This window comes from Naasia lichenicola (genome assembly GCF_004801885.1).
Taxonomy (GTDB): domain Bacteria; phylum Actinomycetota; class Actinomycetes; order Actinomycetales; family Microbacteriaceae; genus Naasia; species Naasia lichenicola.
Window position 1 is genome coordinate 449,523 of the sequence record NZ_SSSM01000006.1, and the last position, 24,999, is coordinate 474,521.

The 24,999-nt window shown below is 69.2% G+C and carries 22 protein-coding genes; 12 read left to right on the forward strand and 10 right to left on the reverse strand.

Going from position 1 to position 24,999, the window contains the following annotated elements:
- Window positions 1-146: 146 nt before the first annotated feature.
- The 4 genes from E6C64_RS18380 to E6C64_RS18395 are packed head-to-tail and all read left to right on the forward strand — an operon-like array spanning window position 147 to window position 3,496.
- A complete protein-coding gene (locus E6C64_RS18380; protein ID WP_136429223.1) occupies window positions 147-1,064 on the forward strand; it encodes an ABC transporter ATP-binding protein in 918 nt (305 codons plus the stop codon).
- Window positions 1,061-1,744 carry an ABC transporter permease gene (locus tag E6C64_RS18385; RefSeq protein WP_136429225.1) on the forward strand — a complete coding sequence of 228 codons (684 nt, stop codon included), beginning with the start codon at window positions 1,061-1,063 and terminating at the stop codon, window positions 1,742-1,744. Before E6C64_RS18380 ends, E6C64_RS18385 begins: the two co-directional genes overlap by 4 nt.
- A complete protein-coding gene (locus tag E6C64_RS18390; protein ID WP_136429227.1) occupies window positions 1,741-2,529 on the forward strand; it encodes an ABC transporter permease in 789 nt (262 codons plus the stop codon). Before E6C64_RS18385 ends, E6C64_RS18390 begins: the two co-directional genes overlap by 4 nt.
- Before the next feature lie 40 nt (window positions 2,530-2,569).
- Window positions 2,570-3,496 carry an ABC transporter substrate-binding protein gene (locus E6C64_RS18395; RefSeq protein ID WP_136429229.1) on the forward strand — a complete coding sequence of 309 codons (927 nt, stop codon included), beginning with the start codon at window positions 2,570-2,572 and terminating at the stop codon, window positions 3,494-3,496.
- A 92-nt stretch (window positions 3,497-3,588) separates the two neighbouring features.
- Here E6C64_RS18395 and E6C64_RS18400 read toward each other — a convergent pair whose 3' ends face one another.
- Both E6C64_RS18400 and E6C64_RS18405 read right to left on the reverse strand, forming a co-directional pair.
- Window positions 3,589-4,236 (reverse strand): DedA family protein, encoded by a 648-nt coding sequence (locus tag E6C64_RS18400; RefSeq protein ID WP_136429231.1) that lies wholly within the window; start codon window positions 4,234-4,236, stop codon window positions 3,589-3,591.
- Between the two features lie 116 nt (window positions 4,237-4,352).
- The gene (locus E6C64_RS18405; RefSeq protein WP_233255722.1) at window positions 4,353-5,174 is read right to left on the reverse strand and encodes an aminotransferase class IV; all 822 of its coding nucleotides are present in this window, start codon (window positions 5,172-5,174) and stop codon (window positions 4,353-4,355) included.
- Window positions 5,175-5,470: 296 nt separating this feature from the next.
- Between E6C64_RS18405 and leuS the strand changes: the two genes are divergently transcribed.
- Complete coding sequence (gene leuS, locus E6C64_RS18410; protein ID WP_136429383.1) at window positions 5,471-7,978, forward strand: leucine--tRNA ligase; 2,508 nt, start codon at window positions 5,471-5,473, stop codon at window positions 7,976-7,978.
- 98 nt (window positions 7,979-8,076) lie between these two features.
- On the opposite strand, the gene E6C64_RS18415 is transcribed toward leuS, so the two are convergent.
- From E6C64_RS18415 to E6C64_RS18430, 4 genes are all read right to left on the reverse strand, one after another.
- Complete coding sequence (locus E6C64_RS18415; protein ID WP_136429233.1) at window positions 8,077-8,811, reverse strand: putative endonuclease domain-containing protein; 735 nt, start codon at window positions 8,809-8,811, stop codon at window positions 8,077-8,079.
- 386 nt (window positions 8,812-9,197) lie between these two features.
- Window positions 9,198-9,977 (reverse strand): class F sortase, encoded by a 780-nt coding sequence (locus E6C64_RS18420; protein ID WP_136429235.1) that lies wholly within the window; start codon window positions 9,975-9,977, stop codon window positions 9,198-9,200.
- Window positions 9,978-10,039: 62 nt separating this feature from the next.
- Window positions 10,040-10,909 (reverse strand): DUF4397 domain-containing protein, encoded by an 870-nt coding sequence (locus E6C64_RS18425; RefSeq protein WP_136429237.1) that lies wholly within the window; start codon window positions 10,907-10,909, stop codon window positions 10,040-10,042.
- A 125-nt stretch (window positions 10,910-11,034) separates the two neighbouring features.
- On the reverse strand, window positions 11,035-13,488 hold the full coding sequence (locus tag E6C64_RS18430; RefSeq protein WP_136429239.1) for a hypothetical protein: 2,454 nt from the start codon (window positions 13,486-13,488) through the stop codon (window positions 11,035-11,037).
- 281 nt (window positions 13,489-13,769) lie between these two features.
- Between E6C64_RS18430 and E6C64_RS18435 the strand changes: the two genes are divergently transcribed.
- The 3 genes from E6C64_RS18435 to holA are packed head-to-tail and all read left to right on the forward strand — an operon-like array spanning window position 13,770 to window position 17,836.
- Entirely contained in the window at window positions 13,770-14,408 is a 639-nt protein-coding gene (locus E6C64_RS18435) for a ComEA family DNA-binding protein (RefSeq protein ID WP_136429240.1), read from the forward strand.
- Window positions 14,405-16,795 carry a ComEC/Rec2 family competence protein gene (locus E6C64_RS18440; protein WP_136429242.1) on the forward strand — a complete coding sequence of 797 codons (2,391 nt, stop codon included), beginning with the start codon at window positions 14,405-14,407 and terminating at the stop codon, window positions 16,793-16,795. Before E6C64_RS18435 ends, E6C64_RS18440 begins: the two co-directional genes overlap by 4 nt.
- Window positions 16,796-16,804: 9 nt before the next feature.
- On the forward strand, window positions 16,805-17,836 hold the full coding sequence (holA, locus tag E6C64_RS18445) for a DNA polymerase III subunit delta (protein ID WP_136429244.1): 1,032 nt from the start codon (window positions 16,805-16,807) through the stop codon (window positions 17,834-17,836).
- 43 nt (window positions 17,837-17,879) lie between these two features.
- On the opposite strand, the gene E6C64_RS18450 is transcribed toward holA, so the two are convergent.
- The 3 genes from E6C64_RS18450 to E6C64_RS18460 form a co-directional block, all read right to left on the reverse strand.
- On the reverse strand, window positions 17,880-18,350 hold the full coding sequence (locus tag E6C64_RS18450; RefSeq protein WP_136429246.1) for a rhodanese-like domain-containing protein: 471 nt from the start codon (window positions 18,348-18,350) through the stop codon (window positions 17,880-17,882).
- A gap of 270 nt (window positions 18,351-18,620) precedes the next feature.
- Window positions 18,621-18,881 (reverse strand): 30S ribosomal protein S20, encoded by a 261-nt coding sequence (gene rpsT / locus E6C64_RS18455; RefSeq protein ID WP_136429248.1) that lies wholly within the window; start codon window positions 18,879-18,881, stop codon window positions 18,621-18,623.
- A 202-nt stretch (window positions 18,882-19,083) separates the two neighbouring features.
- Window positions 19,084-19,815, reverse strand: a complete 732-nt coding sequence (locus tag E6C64_RS18460) for an alpha/beta fold hydrolase (protein ID WP_233255723.1) — start codon at window positions 19,813-19,815, stop codon at window positions 19,084-19,086.
- Window positions 19,816-19,964: 149 nt separating this feature from the next.
- On the opposite strand from E6C64_RS18460, the gene E6C64_RS18465 reads away from it, so the two are divergent.
- Complete coding sequence (locus E6C64_RS18465) at window positions 19,965-21,104, forward strand: pyridoxal phosphate-dependent aminotransferase (RefSeq protein ID WP_136429252.1); 1,140 nt, start codon at window positions 19,965-19,967, stop codon at window positions 21,102-21,104.
- Window positions 21,105-21,125: 21 nt separating this feature from the next.
- On the opposite strand, the gene E6C64_RS18470 is transcribed toward E6C64_RS18465, so the two are convergent.
- A complete protein-coding gene (locus E6C64_RS18470) occupies window positions 21,126-21,644 on the reverse strand; it encodes an NUDIX hydrolase (protein WP_136429254.1) in 519 nt (172 codons plus the stop codon).
- A 159-nt stretch (window positions 21,645-21,803) separates the two neighbouring features.
- On the opposite strand from E6C64_RS18470, the gene lepA reads away from it, so the two are divergent.
- From lepA to E6C64_RS18485, 3 genes are all read left to right on the forward strand, one after another.
- Window positions 21,804-23,654, forward strand: coding sequence for a translation elongation factor 4 (gene lepA, locus E6C64_RS18475; protein ID WP_136429256.1), 1,851 nt, complete (start codon window positions 21,804-21,806; stop codon window positions 23,652-23,654).
- Window positions 23,655-23,728: 74 nt separating this feature from the next.
- On the forward strand, window positions 23,729-24,097 hold the full coding sequence (locus tag E6C64_RS18480; RefSeq protein WP_136429258.1) for a VOC family protein: 369 nt from the start codon (window positions 23,729-23,731) through the stop codon (window positions 24,095-24,097).
- 120 nt (window positions 24,098-24,217) lie between these two features.
- Entirely contained in the window at window positions 24,218-24,898 is a 681-nt protein-coding gene (locus tag E6C64_RS18485; RefSeq protein WP_136429260.1) for a DUF1990 domain-containing protein, read from the forward strand.
- Window positions 24,899-24,999: the final 101 nt, after the last annotated feature.

A 24,999-nucleotide genomic window follows, 5' to 3' on the forward strand; every position in this document is an offset into this window, starting at 1 on the left:
GAATGTCGGAGGCGCCCTCTAGCGTTACCCAGAGCTACGAACTGCTTTGCCTTTTGCTCCGAAGAGTGTTTGTCTCAACCGTGTCTGGTCGCATGGCCCCGACGCCCCCGCTTTGATCAGCTGCCGCCCCCGAGGAACGAGTTCTGATGTCCATCGAGTTCCGTGGCGTGTCCAAACGGTTCGCTGACGGCACTCTGGCGGTCGAAGACTTCTCACTGGTCGTCCCGTCGCGAAGCATCACCGTCCTGGTCGGCTCGTCGGGCTGCGGCAAGACGACCCTCCTGCGGATGATCAACAGGATGGTCGAACCCACCGCAGGCAGCATCCTCATCGACGATGCCGACATCTCCGAGGAATCGCCCGTCGCCCTTCGCCGTCGCATCGGCTACGTCATGCAGAACTCCGGCCTGCTGCCGCACCGCAAGGTCATCGACAATGTCGCCACCGTGCCGCTGCTCAACGGCGTGCCGAAGAAGCAGGCCCAGAGCGCCGCGCTGACCCTGCTCGACACCGTCGGTCTCGACCGGTCGCTGGCCGACCGCTATCCGAGTCAGCTCTCGGGCGGCCAGCAGCAGCGGGTCGGCGTGGCTCGCGGTCTCGCCGCCAACCCGAACATCCTCCTGATGGACGAGCCGTTCGGCGCCGTCGATCCGATCGTGCGCGCGGAGCTGCAGACCGAGACCCTGCGCCTGCAGCGCGAGCTCGACAAGACCGTCGTCTTCGTCACCCACGACATCGACGAGGCGTTCCTGCTCGGCGATCAGGTGGTCATCCTGCAGAAGGGCGGCAGGATCGCCCAGCAGGGCAGTCCCGCCGAGATCCTCGCCGCGCCCGCCGACGACTTCGTCGCCGAGTTCGTCGGCGCCGACCGCGGCCGCCGGGTGCTCAGCATCCAGCAGGTCGACGGGGTCGACATCCTGGTCGACGGCGATGGCCGGCCCGCCGGACGGCTCGGCGGATCCGCCACCGGCAGACGGATCACCGAGACAGCACGCATCGACGAGACAAAGGCCGGGGCCCGCACAGCCTCGGGTGCTCCGGCGCAGGGTGAGCGAGCGTCGTGAACTGGCTGTCGAACAATCTCGACCTGGTTCTCGAACTCACCATCCAGCACCTTCGGCTCGCCGTGATCCCGATCGTGCTCGGCTTCATCATCTCCGTGCCCCTCGGCTACGTCGCCTACCGATATCGGCTGACCCGCGGCATCCTGCTCACCATCGCAGGGCTGCTCTATACGATCCCGTCGCTGGCACTGCTCATCGTCCTGCCTGCCATCACGGGCATCTCCGTGTTCAGCGACCTCAACCTCATCATCGCCTTGACCATCTACGCCGTCGCGATCATGGCCCGATCCGTGGCCGACGCCCTGGCCTCCGTCGACCCCGGCGTCCGTCAGGCCGCCACAGCAATGGGCTACTCGAGCTGGCGTCGATTCTGGACGGTGGAGTTCCCGCTCGCCGGTCCCGTCATGCTCGCTGGTCTGCGAGTCGTCGCGGTGAGCACGATCGCTCTGGTCACGGTGGGAATCCTCGTCGGCGTCGAGAGCCTCGGCTACCTGTTCACCAACGGCTTCCAGCGGCGCATCCTGCTCGAAGTGCTGACCGGAGTCGTCATGACCATGGTCCTGGCACTGGTGGTCGACTTCCTGCTCGCCAGGGTCGGTCGGCTCGTCATGCCCTGGAGCCGTCCCCAGCGCGCCTCGCAGCGTCAGGTCGCCGCCGCCACTGCGGAGGCCGTCCTGTGAACCTCTTCCTCGACGCGTTCCTCTGGCTGTTCAGCCCCGACCGGCTGGCGGGCGCGAACGCGATCCCCGTCCGTCTGGGCGAGCATCTGTTCTTCACCTTCTTCGCCTTCCTCATCGCCTCGGCCATCGCCGTGCCGGTCGGATTCCTCATCGGCCACACCGGCAAGGGCCGCGAGATCGCCGTCGCCGTCTCCGGCGCCGCGCGGGCACTGCCCTCCTTCGGCCTCATCCTGCTGCTCGTCATGATCATCGGCGTGCTTCAGATCGCCCCTGCCGTCACCATCGCGCTGGTCCTGCTCGCGATCCCGTCGATCCTCGCCGGGGCGTATTCCGGCCTCGAGGCGGTCGATCGACGGACCATCGATGCCGCGCGGGCGGTGGGAATGACCGAGTGGCAGATCCTGACGAAGGTGGAGATCCCGCTCGGCCTGCCCCTGCTCATCTCGGGCATGCGCAGCGGCATGCTCCAGATCGTCGCAACGGCCACCCTCGCCGCCTACGTCGGCCTCGGCGGCCTGGGCTACGACATCCTCCAGGGCATCGCGATCCGCCGCTACGACCAGACGCTGGGCGGCGCGCTCGTCGTCGTGATCCTCGCGCTGCTGCTCGACACGATCTTCGGGATCCTCGAGCACCTCGTCGTCCCGCGCGGGGTTCGCCTCGGCAGAACCGCGGGCTCCGGCGAGAAGCGGACCGGGCGTGGGTCGAGCCGACGACCGGGCGTCGATGGGCCCGAACAGGCGGCGACCGCGAGCGCATCGCTCGTGGGCAGCGGCCCCAGCTGACTTCCCGGACAACCGGGGACACCAAGAGAAGAGAAGAGACATGTTCACAGCAAGGAACAAGGGCCGGCTCGCCATCGGCGCAGTCGTGGTCGGGGCGGCATTGGCCCTGGCAGGGTGCGCCTCAGGAGACCCGCTCAGCAGCGGATCGACCTCGGGCACGGATTCGTCGAGCGGGACCGACACGATCGTCGTCGGCTCGCAGGCGTACTACTCCAACGAGATCATCGCCGAGATCTACGCGCAGGCACTCGAGAACGCCGGCTACACCGTCGAGCGCAACTTCCAGATCGGCCAGCGCGACGCATACCTCCCCGCCCTTGAAGACGGCGAGGTCGATGTGTTCCCGGAGTACACCGGCAACCTGCTGCAGTACTACGACGCCGAGACCACCGCCACCACGTCCGACGACGTCTACGCCGCACTGAAGGACGCGCTGCCCGAGGGCCTGACGGTCCTCGACCAGTCGCCCGCCACCGATCAGGACTCCTACAACGTCACCTCCGCATTCGCGGACAAGTACAAGCTGACGACGATCGGCGACCTCAAGAACGTCGACGTGCCGCTCACCCTCGGCGGAAACGCTGAGCTCGAGACACGCCCGTACGGTCCCCAGGGCCTGCTCAGCACCTACGGCGTGACGGTGGGCTTCAACGCCACCGGCGACACCACGGTCGACGCACTGGTCGCCGGCACCATCCAGGTGGCGAACGTCTACAGCGCTGACCCCTCGATCTCCGCGAACGACTTCGTCACGCTCGAGGACCCCGAGGGCCTGTTCCTGGCCTCCAACGTGGTGCCGCTCGTCAACGCGGACATCGCCGACGAGATCGCCGACGTGCTCAACCCGATCGACGCCGCATTGACCGCGAAGGGCCTCGCGGCTCTCAACGTCAAGTCGACGGTCGACCAGGAGTCGTCCGACCAGATCGCGACCGACTGGCTCACCGAGAACGGCTTCCTCAAGTAGGACGCATGTGATCTCGAACTGCCCGGTTCTGCCGCATCCGACCTGTCGGGAGCAGCGGAACCGGGCAGTTCGTCGTTGCGGCCCATCGCAGGTCAGGAGGCCTCGTCGTCCATGTGCCGCCGTTCGGCGCGGTGCAGCAGCCAGCGGATGACGGCCACGATGACCAGTCCCACCGCGATGATGCCGACGAAGACGATGGCGCCGTACTGCAGCTGGCTGGCGAGCTCGCGGTAGCTGACTGCGGCGACCGATCCGATCGTGACGTAGGCGACCGCCCAGACGATGCAGGCCGGCACAGTCCACCTCATGAAGCGGCTGTAGCGCATTGAACTCATGCCGACGGTGAGCGGGATGAGCGAGTGGAAGACGGGCAGGAACCGGCTGATGAAGACGGCGGGCCCGCCGCGCCTGGTGAGATAGCGCTGGGCGCGCTCCCAGTGGCCTCCGCCGAGTCTGCGCCCCAGCCGACTGTCGCGCAGGCGGGGTCCGACCAGGCGGCCGAGTGCGAACCCGACGCTCTCACCCGACAGCGATCCCACGATCACGGCCAGCACCAGAAGCCAGAACTCAATCATCCCGTTCACGGCGGTGCTGGCCACGATGACGGTGGTGTCACCGGGCACGATGACTCCGAGCAGGATCGAGGTCTCGCAGAACATGGCGAAGCCGGCGAGAAGCGTGCGGAGGATCGGATCGACGCTCTGCACCGTCTGCAGGAGCCAGTCGAGGATCTCGTTCACGACGCCAATCTAGAACCTGCAACCGCACGCCGCCCGGGCAGGTGGCAGACGCGCACGCAGGTGGATGATCAGGCGTCAGTGCGTCATTCACCTGACGCGGCTGCTCGCCGATGCAGTCAGGGCAGGGGCCGGCGCAGCGCGTCCAGCCGACGGCGCCAGGTGGCGAGCCGGCCGGGACGCTCGGCGAGACTCGGACCGTCGATCCACTCCGTGATGATGCGGATCCCCTGCAGCGCGCTCATCGACCACACTTCGAGACCGTCGAGCTCAGCCGCGGTGGTGTGCTCCTCGACCACATCGATCCCGAGCGCGGTCGCCAGAGTCTGCAGGGTCCGAGCGGTGACGCTGTCGATCCTTTCGAGATCAGCGGCAGGCAGGCACAGCACATCGCCGCGCCACCACGCCAGCGAGCTGTAGGCGCCTTCGATGACGTAGCCCTCGGGGGAGACGATGATCGCCTCCCCGGCGCCGAGGGACTGAGCCTCGGTGCGGATCCGCAGCATGGATTCGAGATCCGGCCCCTTGCGCTTCGGCTGCTTGCGGGGATCCGGGCCGCGATGAATCGTCACCACGACGGACGAGGTCCGCTCGGGAGCGGGGCGGACGCGAAGCTGGAACTCGACGCGTTCTCCGCTCTGGCGGAGGTCCACCCGCGGGAACAGCTCGCCCTGGCGGGGGAGCGCCGCGATCGACGCGTCCCAGAACCGCGACGCCTCGGCTGAATGCCGGGGGCCGACCGCCTCGAGGAAGCGCTCGCGGTGCAGATCTACCGCCAGCACGCGACCGTCCAAGACCAGCCACGAGTCGGCGGCCAGTACCTTCGGCTCGCCCAGCTCGCAGCTCTCGATCGGCAGCAGCCGCCCGTCCGACCAGCGCAGGGGAGCGCCGCCCACTTCGACGCCGCTCACCTGTCCGCCGCCCATCTCTCCGCTGCTCACCGGTGCACCTCGACCCGGCTCCGCGCCGATGCGGGGGCGGCATACGAGCTCATGGCTTCAGCGTATGGCTGTCGGCGCCGGCGATCGCCGCCGTGTCGACGCCTGCCGCCTCACCGGATGCGTCCGATGTGCACCTGCGGCCAGGTGCACGGCCGGAAAGCAGGGTTCTGCGGCATACCGGCTACCCTTGAGGGTTGTCGCCCAGCGCGACGCTGAGACACGAAGAGAGTCACGTGGCCCCCACCTCCGTCCCAACCGCTGCGGCGAACGATACCGAAGCGCCGAATTTCGTCCGCATGCAGGAGAAGTGGCTCAAGGTCTGGGATGACCTCAAGCCGTTCTCCACCGCAGGCAAGGACGACAAGCGTCCTCGCAAGTACGTGCTCGACATGTTCCCGTACCCGTCCGGCGACCTGCACATGGGTCACGCCGAGGCCTACGCGCTCGGCGATGTCATCGCCCGGTACTGGCGCCTGCAGGGTTTCAACGTGCTGCACCCGATCGGCTGGGACTCCTTCGGCCTGCCCGCGGAGAACGCCGCCATCAAGCGCGGCGTCGACCCGCGCGAGTGGACCTACGACAACATCGCACAGCAGCGCGACTCGATGCGCCGCTACGCCGCCTCGTTCGACTGGGACCGGGTGCTGCACACCAGCGATCCCGAGTACTACAAGTGGAACCAGTGGCTGTTCCTGCAGCTCTACAAGAAGGGCCTGGCCTACCGCAAGGACAGCTGGGTCAACTGGGATCCGGTGGATCAGACTGTGCTCGCGAACGAGCAGGTCCTGCCCGACGGCACCTCCGAGCGCTCCGGCGCCCTGGTGGTCAAGAAGAAGCTGACCCAGTGGTACTTCCGGATCACGGCATACGCCGACCGGCTGCTCGACGACCTCAACCAGCTCGAGGGCTCGTGGCCGTCGAAGGTCATCAGCATGCAGCGCAACTGGATCGGACGCTCGACCGGCGCCGATGTCGACTTCGCCGTGGAGGGTCGCGACGAGAAGATCACGGTCTACACGACCCGCCCCGACACCCTGTTCGGCGCCACCTTCATGGTCGTCGCCCCCGACTCCGACCTCGCAGCCGAGCTGGTGGCCGGCGCCGACGATGCGGAGGTCCAAGCGGCCTTCGCCAAGTACCTCACCCGCGTGCAGCAGTCGAGCGAGATCGAGCGCCTCACCGTCGATCGCGAGAAGACCGGCGTCTTCACCGGCCGCTACGCGATCAACCCCGTCAACGGTGCGCGCCTGCCCATCTGGGCGGCCGACTACGTGCTGAGCGACTACGGACAGGGCGCGATCATGGCCGTGCCCGCGCACGACCAGCGCGACCTCGACTTCGCTCGCGCGTTCGACCTGCCGGTCCGCGTCGTCATCGACACCACCCAGCCGGTGACCGGCGCCATCCGGATCATCCCCGAGGACGGCACGCTGCCCGAGCTCGACGACATGAACCCGGCGATCACCGGCAACGCTCTGACGGGCGAGGGACGGCTGATCAACTCGGGCGCGTTCGACGGGCTGAGCAAGGTCAACGCGATCAGCAAGATCATCGCCTGGCTCGGCGAGCAGGGCATCGGCCGCGCGGCCAAGAACTACCGCCTGCGCGACTGGCTGATCTCCCGCCAGCGCTACTGGGGCACCCCCATCCCGATCCTGTACGACGAGGACGGCAACGAGATCCCGGTCCCCGAGGACCAGCTGCCGATCGAGCTGCCGCCGACAGAGGGCCTCGACCTCAAGCCCAAGGGCACATCGCCCCTCGGCGGGGCGACGGACTGGGTGAACACGATCAGCCCGATCGACGGATCGCCGGTGCGGCGCGACACCGACACCATGGACACGTTCGTCGACAGCTCGTGGTACTTCCTGCGCTTCCTCAACCCGCATGACGACACTCGGGCCTTCGATCCGCGCGAGGTCGACAAGTGGGCGCCCGTCGACCAGTACGTGGGCGGTGTGACCCACGCGATCCTGCACCTCCTGTACGCGCGCTTCATCACCAAGGTCCTGTTCGACCTGGGCTTCGTCAACTTCACCGAGCCCTTCAGCGCCCTGCTGAACCAGGGCATGGTGCAGATGGACGGCGCCGCGATGTCGAAGTCGAAGGGCAACCTGATCCGCCTGTCCGACCAGCTCGACGTCTTCGGCGTCGACGCGATCCGCCTGACGATGGCGTTCGCCGGACCTCCGGAGGACGACATCGACTGGAAGGACGTCTCGCCCGCCGGATCGCTCAAGTTCCTCGGCCGCGCGCTGCGGGTGGCCCAGGACGTGACGAGCGCACCCGAGGTGCTGTGGAAGAACGGCGACATCGCCCTGCGTCGACAGACCCATCGGTTCCTCGCGGATGCGCCGGGCCTGATCGAGGCGTTCAAGTTCAACGTCGTGGTGGCACGCATGATGGAGCTGGTCAACGCGATCCGCAAGACCATCGACTCGGGCAGCGGACCGGCCGACGCGGCCGTCCGCGAGGCCGCCGAGGTCGTGGCGGTGGCGCTCGGCCTCTTCTCGCCGTACACGGCGGAGGAGATGTGGGAGACCCTCGGATATCCGCCGTCCGTCGCCCTGCAGAGCTGGCGCAAGCCCGATCCGACGTTGCTGGTGGAGGAGTCGGTGACCGCGGTCATCCAGGTAGATGGCAAGGTCCGCGCTCGGCTGGAGGTGTCGCCCAAGATCGACGCCGACGAGCTGGAGGAGAAGGCTCGCGACCTCGACGCCATCAAGCGCTCGGTGGGCGACCGTCAGGTCGTCAACGTGATCGTCCGCGCCCCTCGCCTGGTGAACATCGCCACCAAGCCGTAGGCACCCTCGAAGTGACTCAGATGGCTGGCTTGATCTGATCAAGCCAGCCATCTGCGTCACCTAGGCGCCGGGACTGCGCGGTGAATCGACCATCTGCGTCACGTCGACGACAGTCCGTCCTGGATGGCGGAGCGTACACGCGCGATCAGCTCCGCTCGCCGTGCGAGCAGCCTCTTGTCGACGCGGAGCACGCGCCAACGCGCCGCCATGATCATGTCGAGGCGCTCCACATCGATGGAGAACTGACGGTCGTCGGTCCGGTGGTGCTGGCCGTCGTACTCGATCACTACGCGCGAGGACCGATAGACGAGGTCTCCGTGAAATCGGCCCGTGGGCGTGACGATCTCGCCGTTGACCTCGGGCTCTGGGAGCCCAGCCCCTTGGAGCAGCAACCGGAGAATCGTCTCGGGAGCGGAATCCGTACCGGGGCGGAGGAGCGGGAGGGCTCGTCGCAGTTCCGCCACCCCACGAGCTCGACCGGCTTCGGCCACCGCGACGCCGAGGCCGTCATGCGTGGCGAGCGGGTTTCTGCGCGAGAGCAGTCCGTCTCCCATCACGACGAGGTTGTCGAGCGAGAGGAACCTCCCGAGCGAGATCCACGTATCGATCGGCGAGCTCGCCCGCATCCGGCCGCTTTCGCTGCTCCACACTTCCGGGGACCGCGCGACCTTGTGTCCGATCACGCCTGATCCTCGTGGCGCGCGCCGAGGGGCCACGGAGGTGACGTGCAGCTCGTCCTCCATGAATCCCGTCGGCATCCGAAGATCCAGAAGTGCTGCTGCGGTCGTGTGGCTGAAGAACTGTCCTTCGAGCAGCCGCGGTGAGTAGGCCACGGCGCGACCCTGGACCGTCACGAGCCCGTGCCCTATCGGCATTCGAATCCCGTGGAAAGGCGAGGCGAGATCTTTGGCCCTGAGGCGCGCCCGACCCACGCCGCGGATTTCGGCATCGGAGGTCAGGAAGGGACCGCGTGAGAGAGGTTCGGGGAGGGGAGCCGGCGAGAACACGACGCAGAGTCTGCCTCGCCGATAGCGTCAGCACTCGTTGTCCACAGGACGGATATCGCTCCACAGACCCCGGACGCACACCGCACATCTCGGCGAGGTGACCCGAATGGCTGGTTCGCACTGAATTCCGGCAACCCAAGTGACCCGTATGGCTGGATTGATTCGATCTAGACAGCCATCTGCGTCACCTCGAGCGATACGGGTGGCGCGGGTCAGCCGACGGTGAGGTTCGGATCGACCATCGACGCGAACACCACGAGGTTGTTGCTGTAGTGGTGGATTCCGAAGTCGTACGGGCCGTTGCAGGTGATCAGCCGCAGCTGCGGGGTGGGCGTCGCGCCGTAGACCGCCTCGGTGGGGAACGCGGCCTTGGCTACGTCCTGGATGTCGTCGACCACGAAGCTGACCTGGCTGCCGTCCGACAGTGTCGTCAGGATGAGATCGCCGGCGTGCAGATCCTTGAGGTGGGCGAAGATGCCCGCCGTCTCCGTGTCGTCCACGTGGCCGGCGATCACCGAGGGACCGACATCCCCGGGCACCACGCTTCCGCTGTACCAGCCGGCCTCGAGCAGGCCGTCGGGCGGAATGAGCACGCCGTCCGCGTCGCGCTCGAGATCGACCAGGTCGACGTCGACACCGATGGCGGAGATGCTCAGATGTGCGGGGACGACTCCCGGGGCCGCCAGCGACGGCTGGATCGCCACCGGGTCCTGGTCGGCCGGCGCGAGGCCGGATGCCGCGGCCGACGGATCGACGCCGGTCGAGATGGGTCCGGTGTCCGCCGCAAGCCGCGCGTACGAGTCCGCGCGGGCGCCGATCTCGCCCGAGGCGAGGGACTCGGCGGCCACCAGGGCCACCGCTGTCACCAGGAGCACCGCGATGACGATCCGACCCTGGGCCAGCAGTCCGTGCGCCAGCTGCATCATCACGCGCGCGCGAGATCGCTCCGAGCGGTGTCTGCCCGAAGGGGCGGCGTGCGACATGGAGGTCATCGGGTAGACCCTGGCGCAGTCAGCTCCGGATCGGCTGACTGCGGCCGGATCGCTTCCAGTCCCTACTCGACCCGCGCAACGGCGGTCGCAGCACGACGGCGTGAGCGGACCAGCAGCGCGGCGATCCCGGCGAGGAGGACCGCGGCGCTCAGGATGCCGCCGCCCATCTCGAGATTCTGCTGCTGCTCGGCGACCGCCAGCGCGCCGCCACCGGTCGAGACGCCGCCGACCGGGGTCTCGGTCAGAGCGACGCTGTCGAGCACGGGGACGACCGTCAATCCGCCCGCCGCGGTGTCGAGCACGAACAGGGTCTGTGTCGAGCCGGCAGCGAGATCGGCGGATGCGGTGTCGGCGAGGCTGCCTGCGGTCAGATCGAAGGTCGTCGATCCGGACGGCACGTCGGTGTAGCTGCTGACGGCGCCGAACGAGGCGTTCGAGGCGAGCGCCAGGCCTGCGGTCGTCTTGACGGAGAGGCTGCTGTTGTTGACCGAGGCCTGGACGGTCCGCACGCGGGCCTGCGAGCCGGTCGGCGCCGCGAGGTCGTCCGAGACGACCTGGGTCGACAGGTTGGCGTTGCGACCGAGAGCCGCCACGGTCTCCGCCTTGCCGGCCGTCACATCGATCGAGGCGCTGACCAGAGGCGTCGTCGCGCCGCCGGCCGACGGGACCATCGCGATCGCGTAGGTGCCGGCGGGGAGCGACATGTACTTGGAGACGCCGCCGTATCCCACATTGCTCAGCTTGTAGAGGACGGTGCCGCCCGACAGGCTGCTCAGGGTCACGTCGACCTCGAGGGTGTCGGGGGAGAGGTGGGCGACCCTGACGTAGCCGTTCTCGACGGCGGCCGCAGGGGCGACCGGGATCAGGGCGAGACCGACGGCGGCGGCGATGGCGCCGAGTGCGGCGAGGGGGCGGGTGATGCGTCGATTCATGGTGGGCTCCAGGAAATCAGCTGTCGGGGCTACCCGGCATTCGGTGCTGCAAAGGGATGGTGCGGGGGAGTTGCGGGGTACTGCGGGAAAGTTGCGGGGTGCTGCTGGGTCTTGCGGAGTACTGCCTACGGTGTTGCGATTGGCGATGGCGTCGACCCGTCGTCGGGGCTGAAGGTCGCGAGCACGCCGCTCGCGTCGACCGAGACTGCCTGTACAGCGAAACTACCGGTCAGACCCGACAGATAGGCAGTGAGTGAGCTCATCGAGGCCCCTCCGGTGGCCAAGGTGGCCCCGTCCATCTCGGTGACGAGCAGCTGGCGACGCACGGACGGGTCCTCGTCGTCCACGACGGGGAAGTCGGCGACCGTGACGGTGTGCTCGCTGAGGATCTGCCCGAGCACGATGCTGATCCGGGCGTCGACCGAGCCGTCGGCGAGCAGGCGGCGTGCGACCTCGGATACCGACAGTCGGGGATTGCGCAGCAGCTGGATGCCCATCGCGGTGCGCTCGGCGACGGCTTCTGCGCTGGTATCGGGCACCGGGCCCGTGTCGGTCGGCGTCGGTGTCGTGCTCGCGGCGGGCGGCGTGGGCGCGGTGCTGGGATCGCCCTCGGCGAAGGCGCGGGTGCGCACTTCGATGCTCGACAGGGTCACGGCCACGACGATCGCGAGTGCGAGCGCGGCGGTGCCGACGATCCCGGCGAGGCGGGGCAGCGCGGCATGGCGGCCGATCGCCTCGACCGCGAGGTCGGCCGCCGATCCGATCAGCACGGCGAAGGTGGGGGAGAGCAGCACGGTGTAGCGCACTGCCGCGTCGCCGTCGGGCCAGACGCTGAGAGCGAGCAGCGCCACGGCCGTGAACGACAGCAGGCGGAGGCGGCGGTTGGTGAATCCGAGCCCGACGGCGACGAGCGCGACGGCCGTCCCGATCGGATCGCGGACGAGCCATTCCTGCAGCGTGACCGTGCCGAATGACGGGGTGGCCCAGAACGGTGCATCCGAGAGAGGGGCGACGCCGACGATGAGCGTGCCGATGACGAAAGCGGCGACGAAGACGATCGCGGCCGCGATCACGGGACGGCGCCCGCGTCGACGGCGCCAGCCTGCCGCAGCCCGGAAGGCGAGGAACGGCACGGCGACCAGGGCGATCGGCGAGAGGACCCCGGCGACTGCGGCCAACAGCGCGGCGGCAGGGAGCGCCACGATCAGCTGTCGGCGGGCGGCGATGAAGGCGACGGAGCCGAGCAGCCCGATGACGGCGAGGTGCTCGGGAACACCGGCGGCGTTGCTGTCGATGGCGGCCGGTGCGATGGTCGCCAGGGCCGCGGCGACGACTGCGCCGAGTGAGCTCAGCCCGAGGCGTCGGGCGACCACGAACGTCAGGGCGATGGTGATGAGGCTCGCGACCAGCACGACCGGCTGCGGGAGCGGGCCAGTCGTCGCGGGCGCATAGCTGAACTCGATCACCGTGACGATGTAGAGCACGACCAGTACGACGATCGGCAGGCCGTAGTGCAGGAAGAATGCGAGCGGTGTGGGCAGGCGGACGCTGCGGCTGTTGCGGTGACGGGACGCCGCGCGTCGGCGACCGCGCTTCGCGTCCTCGTCGTGCACGTCCGCCGCTGCGGTGCGTCCAGTCAGGTCGTCGGACTCCGGAACGACGGTGACCAGCTGCCCCGACGACTCCGATTCGGGCGCGTCCTCGGCCGGGATCACGGCGGCAGGCCGCAGCTCAGCGGCGACGACGGGAGCTGGTGCAGCTGCCGCGGCGGCCGGTGCAGCCGGTGTCGGCGACGGGTCGGACGGTGCGACCTCGAACGCCGCCGCCGGAACGGTCTGGGCCTCGGGCTCGGGCTCGGGCTCGGTCTGAGTCTCGGGCTCAGGAGCAGTCTCGGATGCTGAGGCCGCCGACGCAGGTGCGAGGTCGGCTGACGACGACGGAGCCTCGAGCGGGTCAGAGGTACTCGCGGAGGGGTCCTCATCGGTGGCTAGGGGCGCGGCTTCGAGTGTCGACGTCGCGAGGATCTCGGCCTCGCTGATACCAACCGCAGTGGGCGAGCTGTCGGTGGACTCGGCTTCTTCCGGAGCCCCATCCGCTAGACCCGCCTGCGGGACGTCTCGCTCGGGCTCAGCCGGGCTCACGCTCAGCTCGGCTGGAGGCTCGACAGTCGGAGTCGGCGGCGTCGAGGTCGCGGCCGAGGCGTCGTCGATCGGCGAGTCCGGTGCGCCGACGGCCTCGGTCGGCGGGGCTGCCACGACAGGCGGCACGGGGGGACGCACGATCGTCACGGCGCCGGTGAGAGGTGGCCGCTCGCGGCGGCGGCGTCCTCCCGGAGGCTTCGCCCCCAGCGGCTCGCTGAATGCGGCGGCGGGCCCACTCGCTGGGTCGCGATGAGGTGCAGGTCGGGCCGCAGCCCGGTCGGTCGGGTCAACGACCCCATCGGGCGTCATCGCAGGCGCATGGGGAGCCGTCGCAGACGTCGGTCGAGCGGCCGCTTCGGGTGCGGGCGGAGCGGCCGAGTCGAGCGCGGGGTCGTATGCGGGCTCGGGTGCGATGTCGAGATCCGGCCGTTCGGACATCGCCCCTCCATCCCCAGTCGCGTCGCGTCGTCCCATTGATGCAGAACGATGGGGGACATCGAGTTCGCGGCAGCGTGTCGCTCCCGCCACCGTCCGTTTTCCAGGGTACTGGGCGCGCCGGGCACCAGCCACCCCGCTGCCGGTCTCAGAGGTCCGCTCTCAGCCAGCCGCGCACAGTCAGCCGCTGTCAGCCAGTCGCTCACAGGCTCTGGGCCGGAGGAGTTGTCCACCGATCCACGATCGACGCGATTCGGGCTGCGAAGTTCTCCTAGCCTTCCCGCATGCCAGGACTCGGCGATCTGGTGCCTCCGCCCGAGCCGGTGCGGGCACGCTGGCGGATCCGACTCGGCGCCGCCGTCGTGATCCTGCTGATCGCGCTCGGCATCGCCGTCGTCGTCGGCGCCCTCGGCGCTGCCGGATCCAGTACCGAGGTGCCTGCTTCGGAGCCGGTCCTGGCCTCTACCGGGGAGCCCGAAGCGCCTGCGATCCTCATCGTCCAGGTCGGCGGGGCGGTGCGCCAGCCGGGTGTCTACAGCCTGCGGACAGGAGCTCGACTCCTGGACGCGATCGCCGCGGCGGGCGGGCTCGCCGACGATGCGGATGCGGACGCGATCAACCTCGCCCGTCAGATCGGCGACGGCGAGCAGATCACCGTTCCCCGGGTCGGGGAGGTTCCGCCCGCCGCGGATCCGGGAGCCGCGACCGGCGGTGTCACCGCTGCCCCGGGGCCGATCGATCTGAACACGGCGACGGTGGAGCAGCTCGACACCCTGCCTCGCATCGGCCCGTCCATCGCACAGCGGATCGTGGACTGGCGCACCGAGAACGGCCGGTTCAGCTCCGTCGACGACCTCGCCGAGATCAGCGGGATCGGAGACAAGACGATCGAGTCGCTGCGCGGGCTGGTGCTGCCCGAATGATCGATCTCCGTCTGCTCCCGGCCGCGCTCCTCTGCTGGCTCGCCTGTGGCGTGCTCGTGGGCCTGCCCGATGCGGCACCCTTCGCCGCCGCGACACTGATCGGCGCCGCCTGCGGAATCGCAGTCGTCCAAGCTCGGCGAGGGCGGGCGACCTTGTCGGGCGGCCGTAGGGGCTCCGCGCGGCTGTCCGTGATCCTGACGAGCGCGGCGGTGGCCCTCGCACTTGCTGGCGCCGCACTCGTCTCGCTCGCCATCAACGACAGCTCCCGTTCGCCGGCCGCGCTGGAGGGTCGCGCGACGAGCGGCGTCGCGATCGTGGAGATCACCGGAGCCGCTGTCGAGGACCTGGGCGCGGGAAGCGCCGGTGGCATCGCGGCGCGGACGCGCGTTCGCGGCCTGCTGACCTCGATCGAGGTCCGCGACCGTCTCATCTCCGCGCGGGCGCCGATCCTGCTCTTTGGGGACGGCGAGGCTGTTGCCGGACATCCGATCGGCAGCACCGTCCGCATGGCCCTGTCGCTGCGGCCCGCGGACGCCGGTTCTGACGCCGCCTTCCTGGCATTCGCTCGGGGTGACGTCGATGTCATAGAGGATCCGCACCCGTTTGTCGGCTGGGCCGGCGAGCTGCGCGCCGGATTCACGGAGGCCGCCTCCCTGCTGCCGGGCGATGGCGGATCGCTGCTCCCCGGTCTGGCGATCGGCGACGTCAGTTCGCTGGATCCGGCCGTGGACGACGCCATGACGGTCAGCTCTCTGAGCCATCTCACCGCCGTCTCTGGCGCGAACTGCGCCGTGGTCGTCGCGGCGATCATGCTGTTCGGCGCCCGGATCGGGGTGCGCCGCGGCCTCCGGATCGCCGCTGCGGGCATCGCCCTGGTCGGCTTCGTGGTGCTCGTGACCCCACAGCCCAGCGTGCTCCGGGCGGCGGTCATGGCGCTCGTCGTGCTCGTCGCCTTGGCATCCGGGCGGGCACGGGCGGGGCTGCCGACCCTGTGCGTCGCCGTGATCGCCCTGTTGATCGCCGACCCGTGGCTGTCACGCAGCTTCGGCTTCGCCCTGTCCACTCTGGCGACGGCCGGACTGCTTCTGCTCGCCCGGCCCATCGCGCTCGCCTTGGGCCGCTGGCTGCCGGCACCGCTCGCCCTGTCGGTGGCCGTTCCGCTCGCCGCCCAGCTGGCCTGCCAGCCGGTGATCGTGCTGCTCGATCCCACGCTTCCGCTGCTGTCCGTGCCTGCGAACCTGCTGGCAGAGCCGGCTGCGCCCGTCGCCACTCTGATCGGGCTCGTCGCCTGCCTGCTGCTCCCGGTCGCGCCGCCGCTCGGCGAGCTGCTGATGCGGATCGCCTGGCTGCCGTCGGCCTGGATCGCCGCCGTCGCCCGATTCTTCGCCGCGCATCCCGAGGGGCGGCTGCCGTGGCTGACCGACCTCCCGGGCGTGCTCGCGATGACGGTGCTGGCGGTCCTCCTCGCCCGAGCCTTCCTCCGCCGGCGCTGGCGGCTGACCGCGGGCGTCCTGGCACTCGCGATCCTCGTCTCGGCGGGAGTGGGCATCGGCACGAAGCTGGGAGGATCCGGCGCCCGACCGTCCGATTGGGAGGTCGCGTCCTGCGACATCGGTCAGGGCGACGCGTCGGTGGTGCGCAGCAAAGGGCACTTCGCGCTCATCGACACGGGGGACGACCCGCCGGCGCTGCTCAGCTGTCTCGCCGACCTGGGCGCGGCCTCCATCGACCTGCTCGTGCTCACCCACTTCGACCTGGATCACGTCGGTGCGGCCACCGCCCTCGTCGGTCGGGTGGACCTCGTGCTGCACGGTCCGACGGACGGCCCGAGCGCCGTGCACCTGCTCGACCGGCTGGAGGCGGGCGGGGCACAGGTGCAGGAGGTGTCTCGGGGCGCTCGGGGAACACTGGGCGCCGTCGGATGGAGGGCGCTCTGGCCACCCGCGGGCGACATCGAGCCGGGCAACGACGCGAGCGTGGTGCTGCGCACCGACGGCACCCTGCGCTCGATCTTCCTCGGCGACCTCGGCGCGGACGCCCAGCGGGCGGTGCTGCGCATCGGCGATCTCGCGCCCGGAGCGGCCGGAGGCGTCCCGATGGCCGCGGTGGATGTGGTGAAGGTCGCGCATCACGGCTCGTCGGACCAGTATCCGCGCCTGTACGACGCCCTGCGCGCCCGTGTCGCGCTGATCTCGTGCGGCATCGACAACGACTACGGTCATCCGACCGGCGAGCTGTTGGGCATCCTCCGCGAGGATCGCGCCGTCGTCCTGCGCACCGATCTCGAAGGCGAGCTGCTGGTCTCGGCGAACGGGGACGGAATGCGGACCTGGACGGAGCGCGCACCCGACCGCGACCCGACGACCTCTGTCGGTGCCGCGAATTAGAGTGGGCGGGTGGCAGCGCGAGTGAGCAGGCCGGCGGCTCGACCGACCGCCAAGTCGTCGTCGGCGCTGTCCTGGAACGAGATCCGGCCGGCGCCGGTCGTGCTCGTCTCCGGAACGGAGAACTTCCTCGCCGACCGGGCCATTCGGCGCCTGCGCGACATCCTCTCCACCGAGGATCCCAGCCTCGAGGTGACCGACCTCGACGCCGCAGACTACGCGCGCGGCGAGCTCATCTCGATGGCCAGCCCGTCCCTCTTCGGAGAGCCGCGGATGGTCCGGGTGTCCAATGTCGAGCGGTGCAACGACGACTTCATGGCCGAGGCGATCAGCTACCTCGGCTCGCCCGCTGCAGACGCCTACATCGTCCTGCGTCACGGGGGAGGAGTGCGCGGCAAGCGTCTGCTCGACGCCCTCCGCGCCGGAACGGGCGGGGCGATCGAGGTCGCCTGCGCCGAGCTCAAGAAGGACTCGGACAAGTACGACTTCGCCGTGGCGGAGTTCCGCACCGCTGGTCGACGGATCACCCCGGGGGCGCTGCGCGCAGTGCTGTCGGCGTTCTCCGACGATGTCGCCGAGCTGGCGACCGCCTGCGCTCAGCTGATCTCCGATTCGAGCGAGGAGATCACCGAGTCCGTCGTCGACAAGTACTACGGCGGCCGGGTGGAGACCAATGCCTTCAAGGTCGCCGATGCGGCGATCGCCGGACGCAACGGCGAGGCGCTCGCCCTGCTGCGGCATGCGCTTGCCAGCGGTTCCGACCCTGTGCCGCTCGTGGCCGCCTTCGCCGCCAAGCTGCGCACCATGGCCAAGGTGATGGGAGCGCGAGGCGCGTCGGGGCAGCTCGCCTCTCAGCTGGGCATCGCTCCGTGGCAGGTCGATCGGGCACGTCGGGATCTCGAGGGCTGGTCCGAGAACGGCCTCGCCGCCTGCATCGAGCTTCTCGCCGACACCGACGAGCGCATCAAGGGCGCCGGCCGCGACCCGGTCTATGCGGTCGAGCGCATGGTGCTGGGCATCGCCAGCCGCGGCGCCTCCCTCTGACCCCTCCTGTGGTCGAGTGGGGCCGGGTTCGGCACCAAGTCCGTCAGCAGTCGCAGACGAAGGTGCTCGACGGTGCGGTGAGCGGGTCGGGGCTGCGGCGGGCGGGCCCGTCGTCGGTCACGATCTCGAGGCCCTCGCGCACCCAGTACTCGAAGCCGCCGATCATCTCCTTGACCTCGTAGCCGAGCAGGGCGAACGCGAGCGCCGCCTTGGTGCCGCCGTTGCAGGCGGGCCCCCAGCAGTAGACGACCACGGTGCGGTCGATCGGGACCACGTCCAAAGCATCGGTGCTGATCCGTGCCGTCGGCAGATGAATGGCACCGGGCACGCGACCGCCATTCCACGCCGCGTCGCCGCGCGAGTCGACGAGGGTGAAGCCATCCGGGTCAGCGTCTCGGGCTGCGAACACATCGGACGGGTCGGTCTCGAAGGCGAGCTTGCGGCGGAAGAATGCGACGGCGCCCTCATTCACCGGTGCTGGGGCCGATGCGGATGTGTCCGTGGTGATGGTCATGGATCCAATATGCGCGGCTCGAGATCGGATCGCCGTGGGATTCGCGTCGGATGGGCGCGAATCTCCGCCAGCATGCTCGCGGATCGATCTGCGTCGATCAGGTGGTCGGCACCGTTCCGGACCAATCCGTCCTGATCCGCGATGAATCGTCCCGATCGTCCTGTTCTGCGAGGACGGCGGGAGAGGCTTCCTGATCCGCGAGGCGTGCTGCGGAAACACGAATGGCCCCGCCGGAGCGGGGCCATTCGAAGACTGCTGTGGGGTCGAGACTCAGATCGAGGCGACCGACTTGGCGAGCGCCGACTTGCGGTTCGCTGCCTGGTTCTTGTGGATGACGCCCTTGGACGCGGCCTTGTCGAGGCGCTTCGAGGCGGTGCTCAGGGCGGTGACGGCCTTGTCCTTGTCGCCGGCGGCGACGGCGGTGCGAGTGGCGCGGATGGCGGTCTTGAGCTGGCTCTTGACGGCCTTGTTGCGCTCGTGGGCCTTCTCGTTGGTGCCGATGCGCTTGATCTGCGACTTGATGTTTGCCATGAGGGAGCCTTCCTGGGGCGTGAGTGCGTCGAAATGCTGGTGAGTCGTGGGTGTCGGCGTCAGGAGAGCCGATCGCGATCGCCTGGAAACCAGGGAGCGTACGTACTCCGCGCACGACCATTACCGGACGCGCAAGCCAACGAAAGACGATACCAGGTGCGGGCGCTGCTCGCCAGCCGAGAGCGATCCTGTCAGCGCGCGATCAGTCCGCGCGCGCAGCGGCTCCGAGCAGGAGCCTCGAGAACGCTTCGGGCCGCGTGACGCTGACGAGGTGCGACGCTCCGGGGACCACCAGAAGCCCCGACCACGAGGCAGGGACCTGCGGCCGAGCACGGGCCGCGGCCAGGTAGCGGCGCTCCTGCAGCCGGAAGTGGTCGAGCTCGCCGTTGACCAGCAGGATCGGCACTCGGATGCGTCCGATCGCGTCGATGGGGCGGACGACGCTGATCTCGCGCAGGCCGTCGGCCATCACATCGAGCGCGATCCCGCCGCTCTCGACGTCGGTCCGTCCGGGCTCCGGAACGAAGGTGCGGAGCATCAGGCGGTTGAGTCCGGCCCCTCGGTCGGGGAGGCGACCGATCCCCGCCGCGATCCGGCGGTAGCCCTCGAGCGCCGCGCCTCGTGGAGTGGTCCCGCAGGCGGCTGCGATCAGGCCGTCGATCCGCTCTGCGCCCTCCGTTGCAGCCCAGTGCAGGGAGAGGTATCCGCCCAGGGACAGGCCGCAGAGGATGACGGGGCCGGTCATGGCGTCGACCGCGTCGCCGATCGCCGCCATCGCGGTAGCTACCGCGAACCGCTCCGCCATGCGCGATCCGTGACCCGGGAGGTCGATCGCTCGGGCCGGGATCTCGGCCCGATCGAGGGCGTCGAGCTGCGCACGCCACATGCTCGCCGACGTCCGCAACCCGTGGACGAGGACGACGGAGGCGGGCACGGCACCGATGGTAGGGATGGAAGCTGAATCCGCGGATGTGCGACGCCTCGAAGCGCATCCCATGCCGCCCGGGACCTCGACCGCCCGCCGCCGCTCGCCGGCGGCATCGCAACGCGAGGGGCGAGTACCCGAGCGCTAGCGTGGTGACGATGCCTCAACTCGCCTCGTACACCGCCTCCGTTCCGCCCTCGGGCATCCGCCGCATCCACGAGATCGCCCTTCAGCTCGACGATGTCATCGGGCTTGCGGTGGGGGAGCCCGACGTCGAGGTCGCCCCGCACGTGCTCGAGGCCGGCAGTGCCGCCTGGCTCGCCGACGACACGGCTTACACGGCGAACGCCGGCATCCTCGAGCTGCGCCAGGCGGTGCAGCAGAAGCTCGCGACCCGCAACGGGATCGAGGTCGACCTCGCCCAGATCTGGATCACGAACGGGGCTACCCAGGCGCTCACCCTCGCCATGAGTCTCATGCTCGCGCCGGGCGATGAGGTGCTCATCCCGGATCCGGGCTACACGACCTTCGCCATGAACGCGCGCATCCTCCATGCCGAGCCGGTGCCGTATCCGCTCCTGCCGGAAGCCGGCTTCCTGCCCGATCTCGAGCTGCTGGAGCGGGTGGTCACCGATCGGACGCGCCTGCTCATCATCAATTCGCCGTCGAACCCGCTGGGGTCGGTCTTCCCGACCGACGTGCTCCAGGCTCTGCTCGACTTCGCAACCCGGCACGACCTGTGGGTGCTCAGCGACGAGGTCTACGAGGCCTTCACCTACGGCATCTCGCATACGAGCATTGCGGCGCTCGACACCGAGAACCGGGTCTTCTCCGCCTTCTCCACCTCGAAGACCTACGCGCTGACCGGCGGCCGGGTCGGCTATCTGGTCACCCCACCGGGCTTCGCAGCCATCCTCGGCACCTACCAGGAGGCGACGATCAGCTGCATCAACACCCCCGCGCAGCGTGCGGCGGTCGCCGCGATCACGGGGGACCAGGAGCACGTCGAGCGGGCGGCGACGCACTACCGGCAGAACCTCACGGCAGCGTGCGCGCTGCTCGACGAGCGCGGGATCCGCTACCTCGAGCCGACCGGCGCGTTCTACCTCTGGATCGACGTCTCGCACGCGAGCGACGGCGACGTGGCCGCATGGGCCGAGGGCTTCCTGCTCAAGGAGCGCGTCTCGGTGGCTCCTGGGTCGGCGTTCGGACGCAGCGGCGAGGGCTGGATCCGCGTCTGCGTCGCCGCATCGCGCGAGAACCTGCTCGAGGGTCTCAGCAGGCTGCCTACGCCCTGACCTCGTCCGTCGCCCGGCCGTTCACGATCCGGGTGTGTGCAGCTCCACCTCGTAGTCCATGACCGTATCGGGCCTGTCGGCGGCGGCGAGCCGGATGCGCCGGACCTGCGCGCTGTGCATGGGTGGGAGGGCGTCGAGCGGGAACCAGGCGACCTCGCTGGACTCGTCATCGCCGACGCGTGCCTCGCCGCTCACATAGCGGCAGCGGAAGGTGAGGGTCGTGTAGCTGGTCCGATCGCCGTTCTCGTAGACGATCTCGTCGGTGACGGCCAGGGCGGCCAGCCGTTCGACCTCGGCGACGACCGTCGTCTCCTCGAGGACCTCGCGGACGGCCGCGACGGCCGCGTGCTCGCCTGGCTCGACGATCCCGGCGATCGTCGTCCAGTTGCCGTTGTCGGCGCGGCGCACGAGGAGCACCCGCTCCGGCCCTCCCGAGCCTGTGGAAGGGCCGTCGAGGACGACGGCGCTGGATCCCACCAGCCATAGGGGTGATGTGCCCACCTTCTCGCGCAGGGACCGGACGAATTCGGGCGTTGGCATGATCAGGAGCGTAGAGGCCGCCCGTTCCGAGCAGGCATCGCGAGGCTGGCCGCGGCTGAGCGCGCCGCGGCCGAGCTCGTCTGCGTCTGCGCCCTGCGCACGTCACGTCGGGCGCGGAGCCGCAGAGCGACCGAATGCGTGTGGGACACTTGAGCCGCCATGTCACCCCGTGCTCTCCAGGCGCTCGCGCCCGCCGCGACCGAACCCTCGAGCATCCGCAACTTCTGCATCATCGCCCACATCGACCACGGCAAGTCGACCCTGGCCGACCGGATGCTCGGCATCACCGGCGTCGTCTCCGACCGCGACATGCGCGCCCAGTACCTCGACCGGATGGACATCGAGCGCGAGCGCGGCATCACGATCAAGAGCCAGGCCGTTCGGATGCCCTGGTCGTTCGGCGGCGAGACCTTCGCCCTCAACATGATCGACACCCCGGGACACGTCGACTTCACCTACGAGGTCTCGCGATCGCTCGCGGCTTGCGAGGGCGCGATCCTGCTCGTGGACGCCGCACAGGGCATCGAGGCCCAGACCCTCGCCAACCTCTACCTGGCCCTCGAGAACGACCTCGAGATCATCCCGGTGCTCAACAAGATCGACCTCCCGGCGGCCGACCCCGACAAGTACGCCCGCGAGGTCGCTCAGCTGATCGGCGGCGATCCCGACGACGTCCTGCGGGTCTCCGGCAAGACCGGGATGGGGGTCGAGGACCTGCTGGACCGAGTGGTCGAGCGCATCCCGTCTCCCAAGGGCGACGCCAACGCCTCGCCGCGCGCGATGATCTTCGACTCGGTCTACGACTCCTACCGCGGCGTCGTCACCTACGTCCGGATGATCGACGGCAACCTCAAGCCCCGCGAGCGCATCCAGATGATGTCGACCAAGGCGACCCACGAGATCCTTGAGATCGGCGTCAGTGCACCCGAGCCGACGCCCTCAAAGGGCCTCGGCGTCGGCGAGGTCGGCTACCTGATCACCGGGGTGAAGGACGTCCGCCAGTCGAAGGTCGGCGACACCGTCACCAGCGCTGCGAAGCCGGCGACCCAGGCGCTCGCCGGCTACACCGATCCGCTGCCCATGGTGTTCTCGGGCGTGTACCCGATCGACGCCAGCGATTACCCCGGCCTCCGCGAGGCGCTCGACAAGCTCAAGCTGTCGGACGCGTCCCTGCAGTACGAGCCCGAGACCTCGGTCGCGCTCGGCTTCGGCTTCCGCTGCGGCTTCCTCGGCCTGCTGCACCTCGAGATCATCACCGAGCGCCTGCAGCGCGAGTTCGATCTCGACCTGATCACCACCGCGCCGAGCGTGCCGTACGAGGTGACCACCGAGGACCGCAAGACGGTCACCGTCACGAATCCGAGCGAGTATCCGACCGGTCGGATCGACTCGGTGCTCGAGCCGATCGTCAACGCCTCGATCCTCGCGCCGAAGGACTACGTCGGCGCGATCATGGAGCTCTGCCAGACCCGCCGGGGCACGATGAAGAGCATGGACTACCTCGGCGAGGACCGCGTCGAGCTGAAGTACACGATGCCGCTCGGCGAGATCGTGTTCGACTTCTTCGACCAGCTGAAGAGCCGCACCCAGGGCTACGCGAGCCTCGACTACGAGCCCTCCGGGCAGCAGGAGGCGGACCTGGTCAAGGTCGACATCCTGCTCCAGGGGGAGGCGGTGGACGCGTTCAGCGCCATCGTGCACCGCGACAAGGCCTTCGCCTACGGCACCATGATGGCCGGCCGCCTCCGCGAGCTGATCCCGCGCCAGCAGTTCGAGGTCCCCATCCAGGCCGCCATCGGCGCTCGGATCATCGCCCGCGAGAACATCCGCGCGATGCGCAAGGACGTGCTCGCCAAGTGCTACGGCGGCGACATCACCCGCAAGCGCAAGCTGCTCGAGAAGCAGAAGGAGGGCAAGAAGCGGATGAAGATGGTCGGCCGCGTCGAGGTCCCTCAGGAGGCGTTCATCGCCGCGCTGTCCGGCGACGTGGAGAAGAAGGACAAGAAGTAGCGCGCTCGGCCGTCGGCTGGTTTTCGGCGGAGGCCGGTCTGGCGGATGTCCGAGGACCGGACGAGACTCGATCGATGGCCAACGACGTCGTGCACTTCGAGATCATCGGACCCGATCCCGCCCGTCTGCGCGGGTACTACGGCGAGCTCTTCGGGTGGAGCTTCCAGACCGAGGCGCCGGTCGCCTCCCAAGTCTCAGAGCCGAGCAGCTACGCCTTCCACGAGGGAGCGACGATTCCCGGAGGCATCGGCGGCGGGTCGGACTTCACCGCGTCCACGATCTTCTACGTCGGCGTGGAGGACGTGACGCAGGCGCTCGCCGAGGCCGTGCGGCTGGGCGGCACCGCGGTGATGGGGCCCGCGGCCAACCCGAACGGCGAGCTGGTCGTCGCGCACTTCCGCGATCCGCAGGGCAACCTGATCGGGCTTGCCGGACCGCGATAGCCCGTCGCGGAGGTGCGGAGATCGATCCGACCTAATCCGCGACACCCGCCGGAAGACCCATCCGATGCTGCGACCCGCCCCCAGTATGGGTAAACGTCAAGTTGAAGGTTTGGGGGAGACATGACGATTGTCGGACCGCGCAGGACCACACAGAACGACAGCGACCGCGTGCTCAACTACGCGGCGATCGGTGCCACGAGGAGCGACGAGGTCGTCGCCTTCCCGCCGCACGGATACCGTCCATTCGAGGCCACGCAGCGCCTCGGCAGCGGCGACGCCCGCTTTGAGGCGGCTGCCCAGCTCCTGATGAGCTGGGGAATCCATCGGATCAGCGGGATCGCCGTCAGCGATCTGCAGCTCGAGAACCCCAAGCGGGCCTACGCCGAGGTGGCCTACGACCAGGACGGCAAGCCGCTCGCGCCGCGGCTCCCGGTCGATGCTGCCGGGATGGGCGCCGATGGCGTCCCGCAGGTCATCGCGGGGATGACCGCCACCGTCGAGTACGGCTGGGGTCCCTTCCGCACGCCCGCTCCGGTGAAGGTCGTCTACGTCATCGACGAGCCGGATCGCAAGGGATTTGCCTGCGGCACCCGCCACGGCCACCCCGCCTCGGGCGAGGAGCTCTTCCTGCTCACCCGCGACGAGACCGGATCGGTGCACCTGACCGTGCGCTCCGTGATGCGCGCGAGCGACGCCAAGCACATGCTCCCGATGACGCTCATGCGCGTCGGCGAGCGCCAGTACACGAAGCGCATCCTCAGCGCCCTGCACCCCACCCGCGCCGCCGCCTTCGCCGCCTGAGTTCCTACGTTCCGGCCGAATGTGCACGGAATTCCGTGCACATTCGTCCGTTTCGTAGGTATCGCCGCGTGGCCGCGGAAGCCGAGCGTGGTCAGTCAGTC

Bases quoted from the DNA above. Each gene is read 5' to 3' on its own strand.
- E6C64_RS18380 (WP_136429223.1), top strand. From the start codon at position 147: ATGTCCATCGAGTTCCGTGGCGTGTCCAAACGGTTCGCTGACGGCACT.
- E6C64_RS18395 (WP_136429229.1), top strand. From the start codon at position 2,570: ATGTTCACAGCAAGGAACAAGGGCCGGCTCGCCATCGGCGCAGTCGTG.
- leuS (WP_136429383.1), top strand. From the start codon at position 5,471: ATGCAGGAGAAGTGGCTCAAGGTCTGGGATGACCTCAAGCCGTTCTCC.
- E6C64_RS18420 (WP_136429235.1), bottom strand. From the start codon at position 9,977: ATGACCTCCATGTCGCACGCCGCCCCTTCGGGCAGACACCGCTCGGAG.
- E6C64_RS18425 (WP_136429237.1), bottom strand. From the start codon at position 10,909: ATGAATCGACGCATCACCCGCCCCCTCGCCGCACTCGGCGCCATCGCC.
- E6C64_RS18430 (WP_136429239.1), bottom strand. From the start codon at position 13,488: ATGTCCGAACGGCCGGATCTCGACATCGCACCCGAGCCCGCATACGAC.
- E6C64_RS18435 (WP_136429240.1), top strand. From the start codon at position 13,770: ATGCCAGGACTCGGCGATCTGGTGCCTCCGCCCGAGCCGGTGCGGGCA.
- E6C64_RS18440 (WP_136429242.1), top strand. From the start codon at position 14,405: ATGATCGATCTCCGTCTGCTCCCGGCCGCGCTCCTCTGCTGGCTCGCC.
- E6C64_RS18450 (WP_136429246.1), bottom strand. From the start codon at position 18,350: ATGACCATCACCACGGACACATCCGCATCGGCCCCAGCACCGGTGAAT.
- rpsT (WP_136429248.1), bottom strand. From the start codon at position 18,881: ATGGCAAACATCAAGTCGCAGATCAAGCGCATCGGCACCAACGAGAAG.
- E6C64_RS18465 (WP_136429252.1), top strand. From the start codon at position 19,965: ATGCCTCAACTCGCCTCGTACACCGCCTCCGTTCCGCCCTCGGGCATC.
- E6C64_RS18470 (WP_136429254.1), bottom strand. From the start codon at position 21,644: ATGCCAACGCCCGAATTCGTCCGGTCCCTGCGCGAGAAGGTGGGCACA.
- lepA (WP_136429256.1), top strand. From the start codon at position 21,804: ATGTCACCCCGTGCTCTCCAGGCGCTCGCGCCCGCCGCGACCGAACCC.
- E6C64_RS18480 (WP_136429258.1), top strand. From the start codon at position 23,729: ATGGCCAACGACGTCGTGCACTTCGAGATCATCGGACCCGATCCCGCC.
- E6C64_RS18485 (WP_136429260.1), top strand. From the start codon at position 24,218: ATGACGATTGTCGGACCGCGCAGGACCACACAGAACGACAGCGACCGC.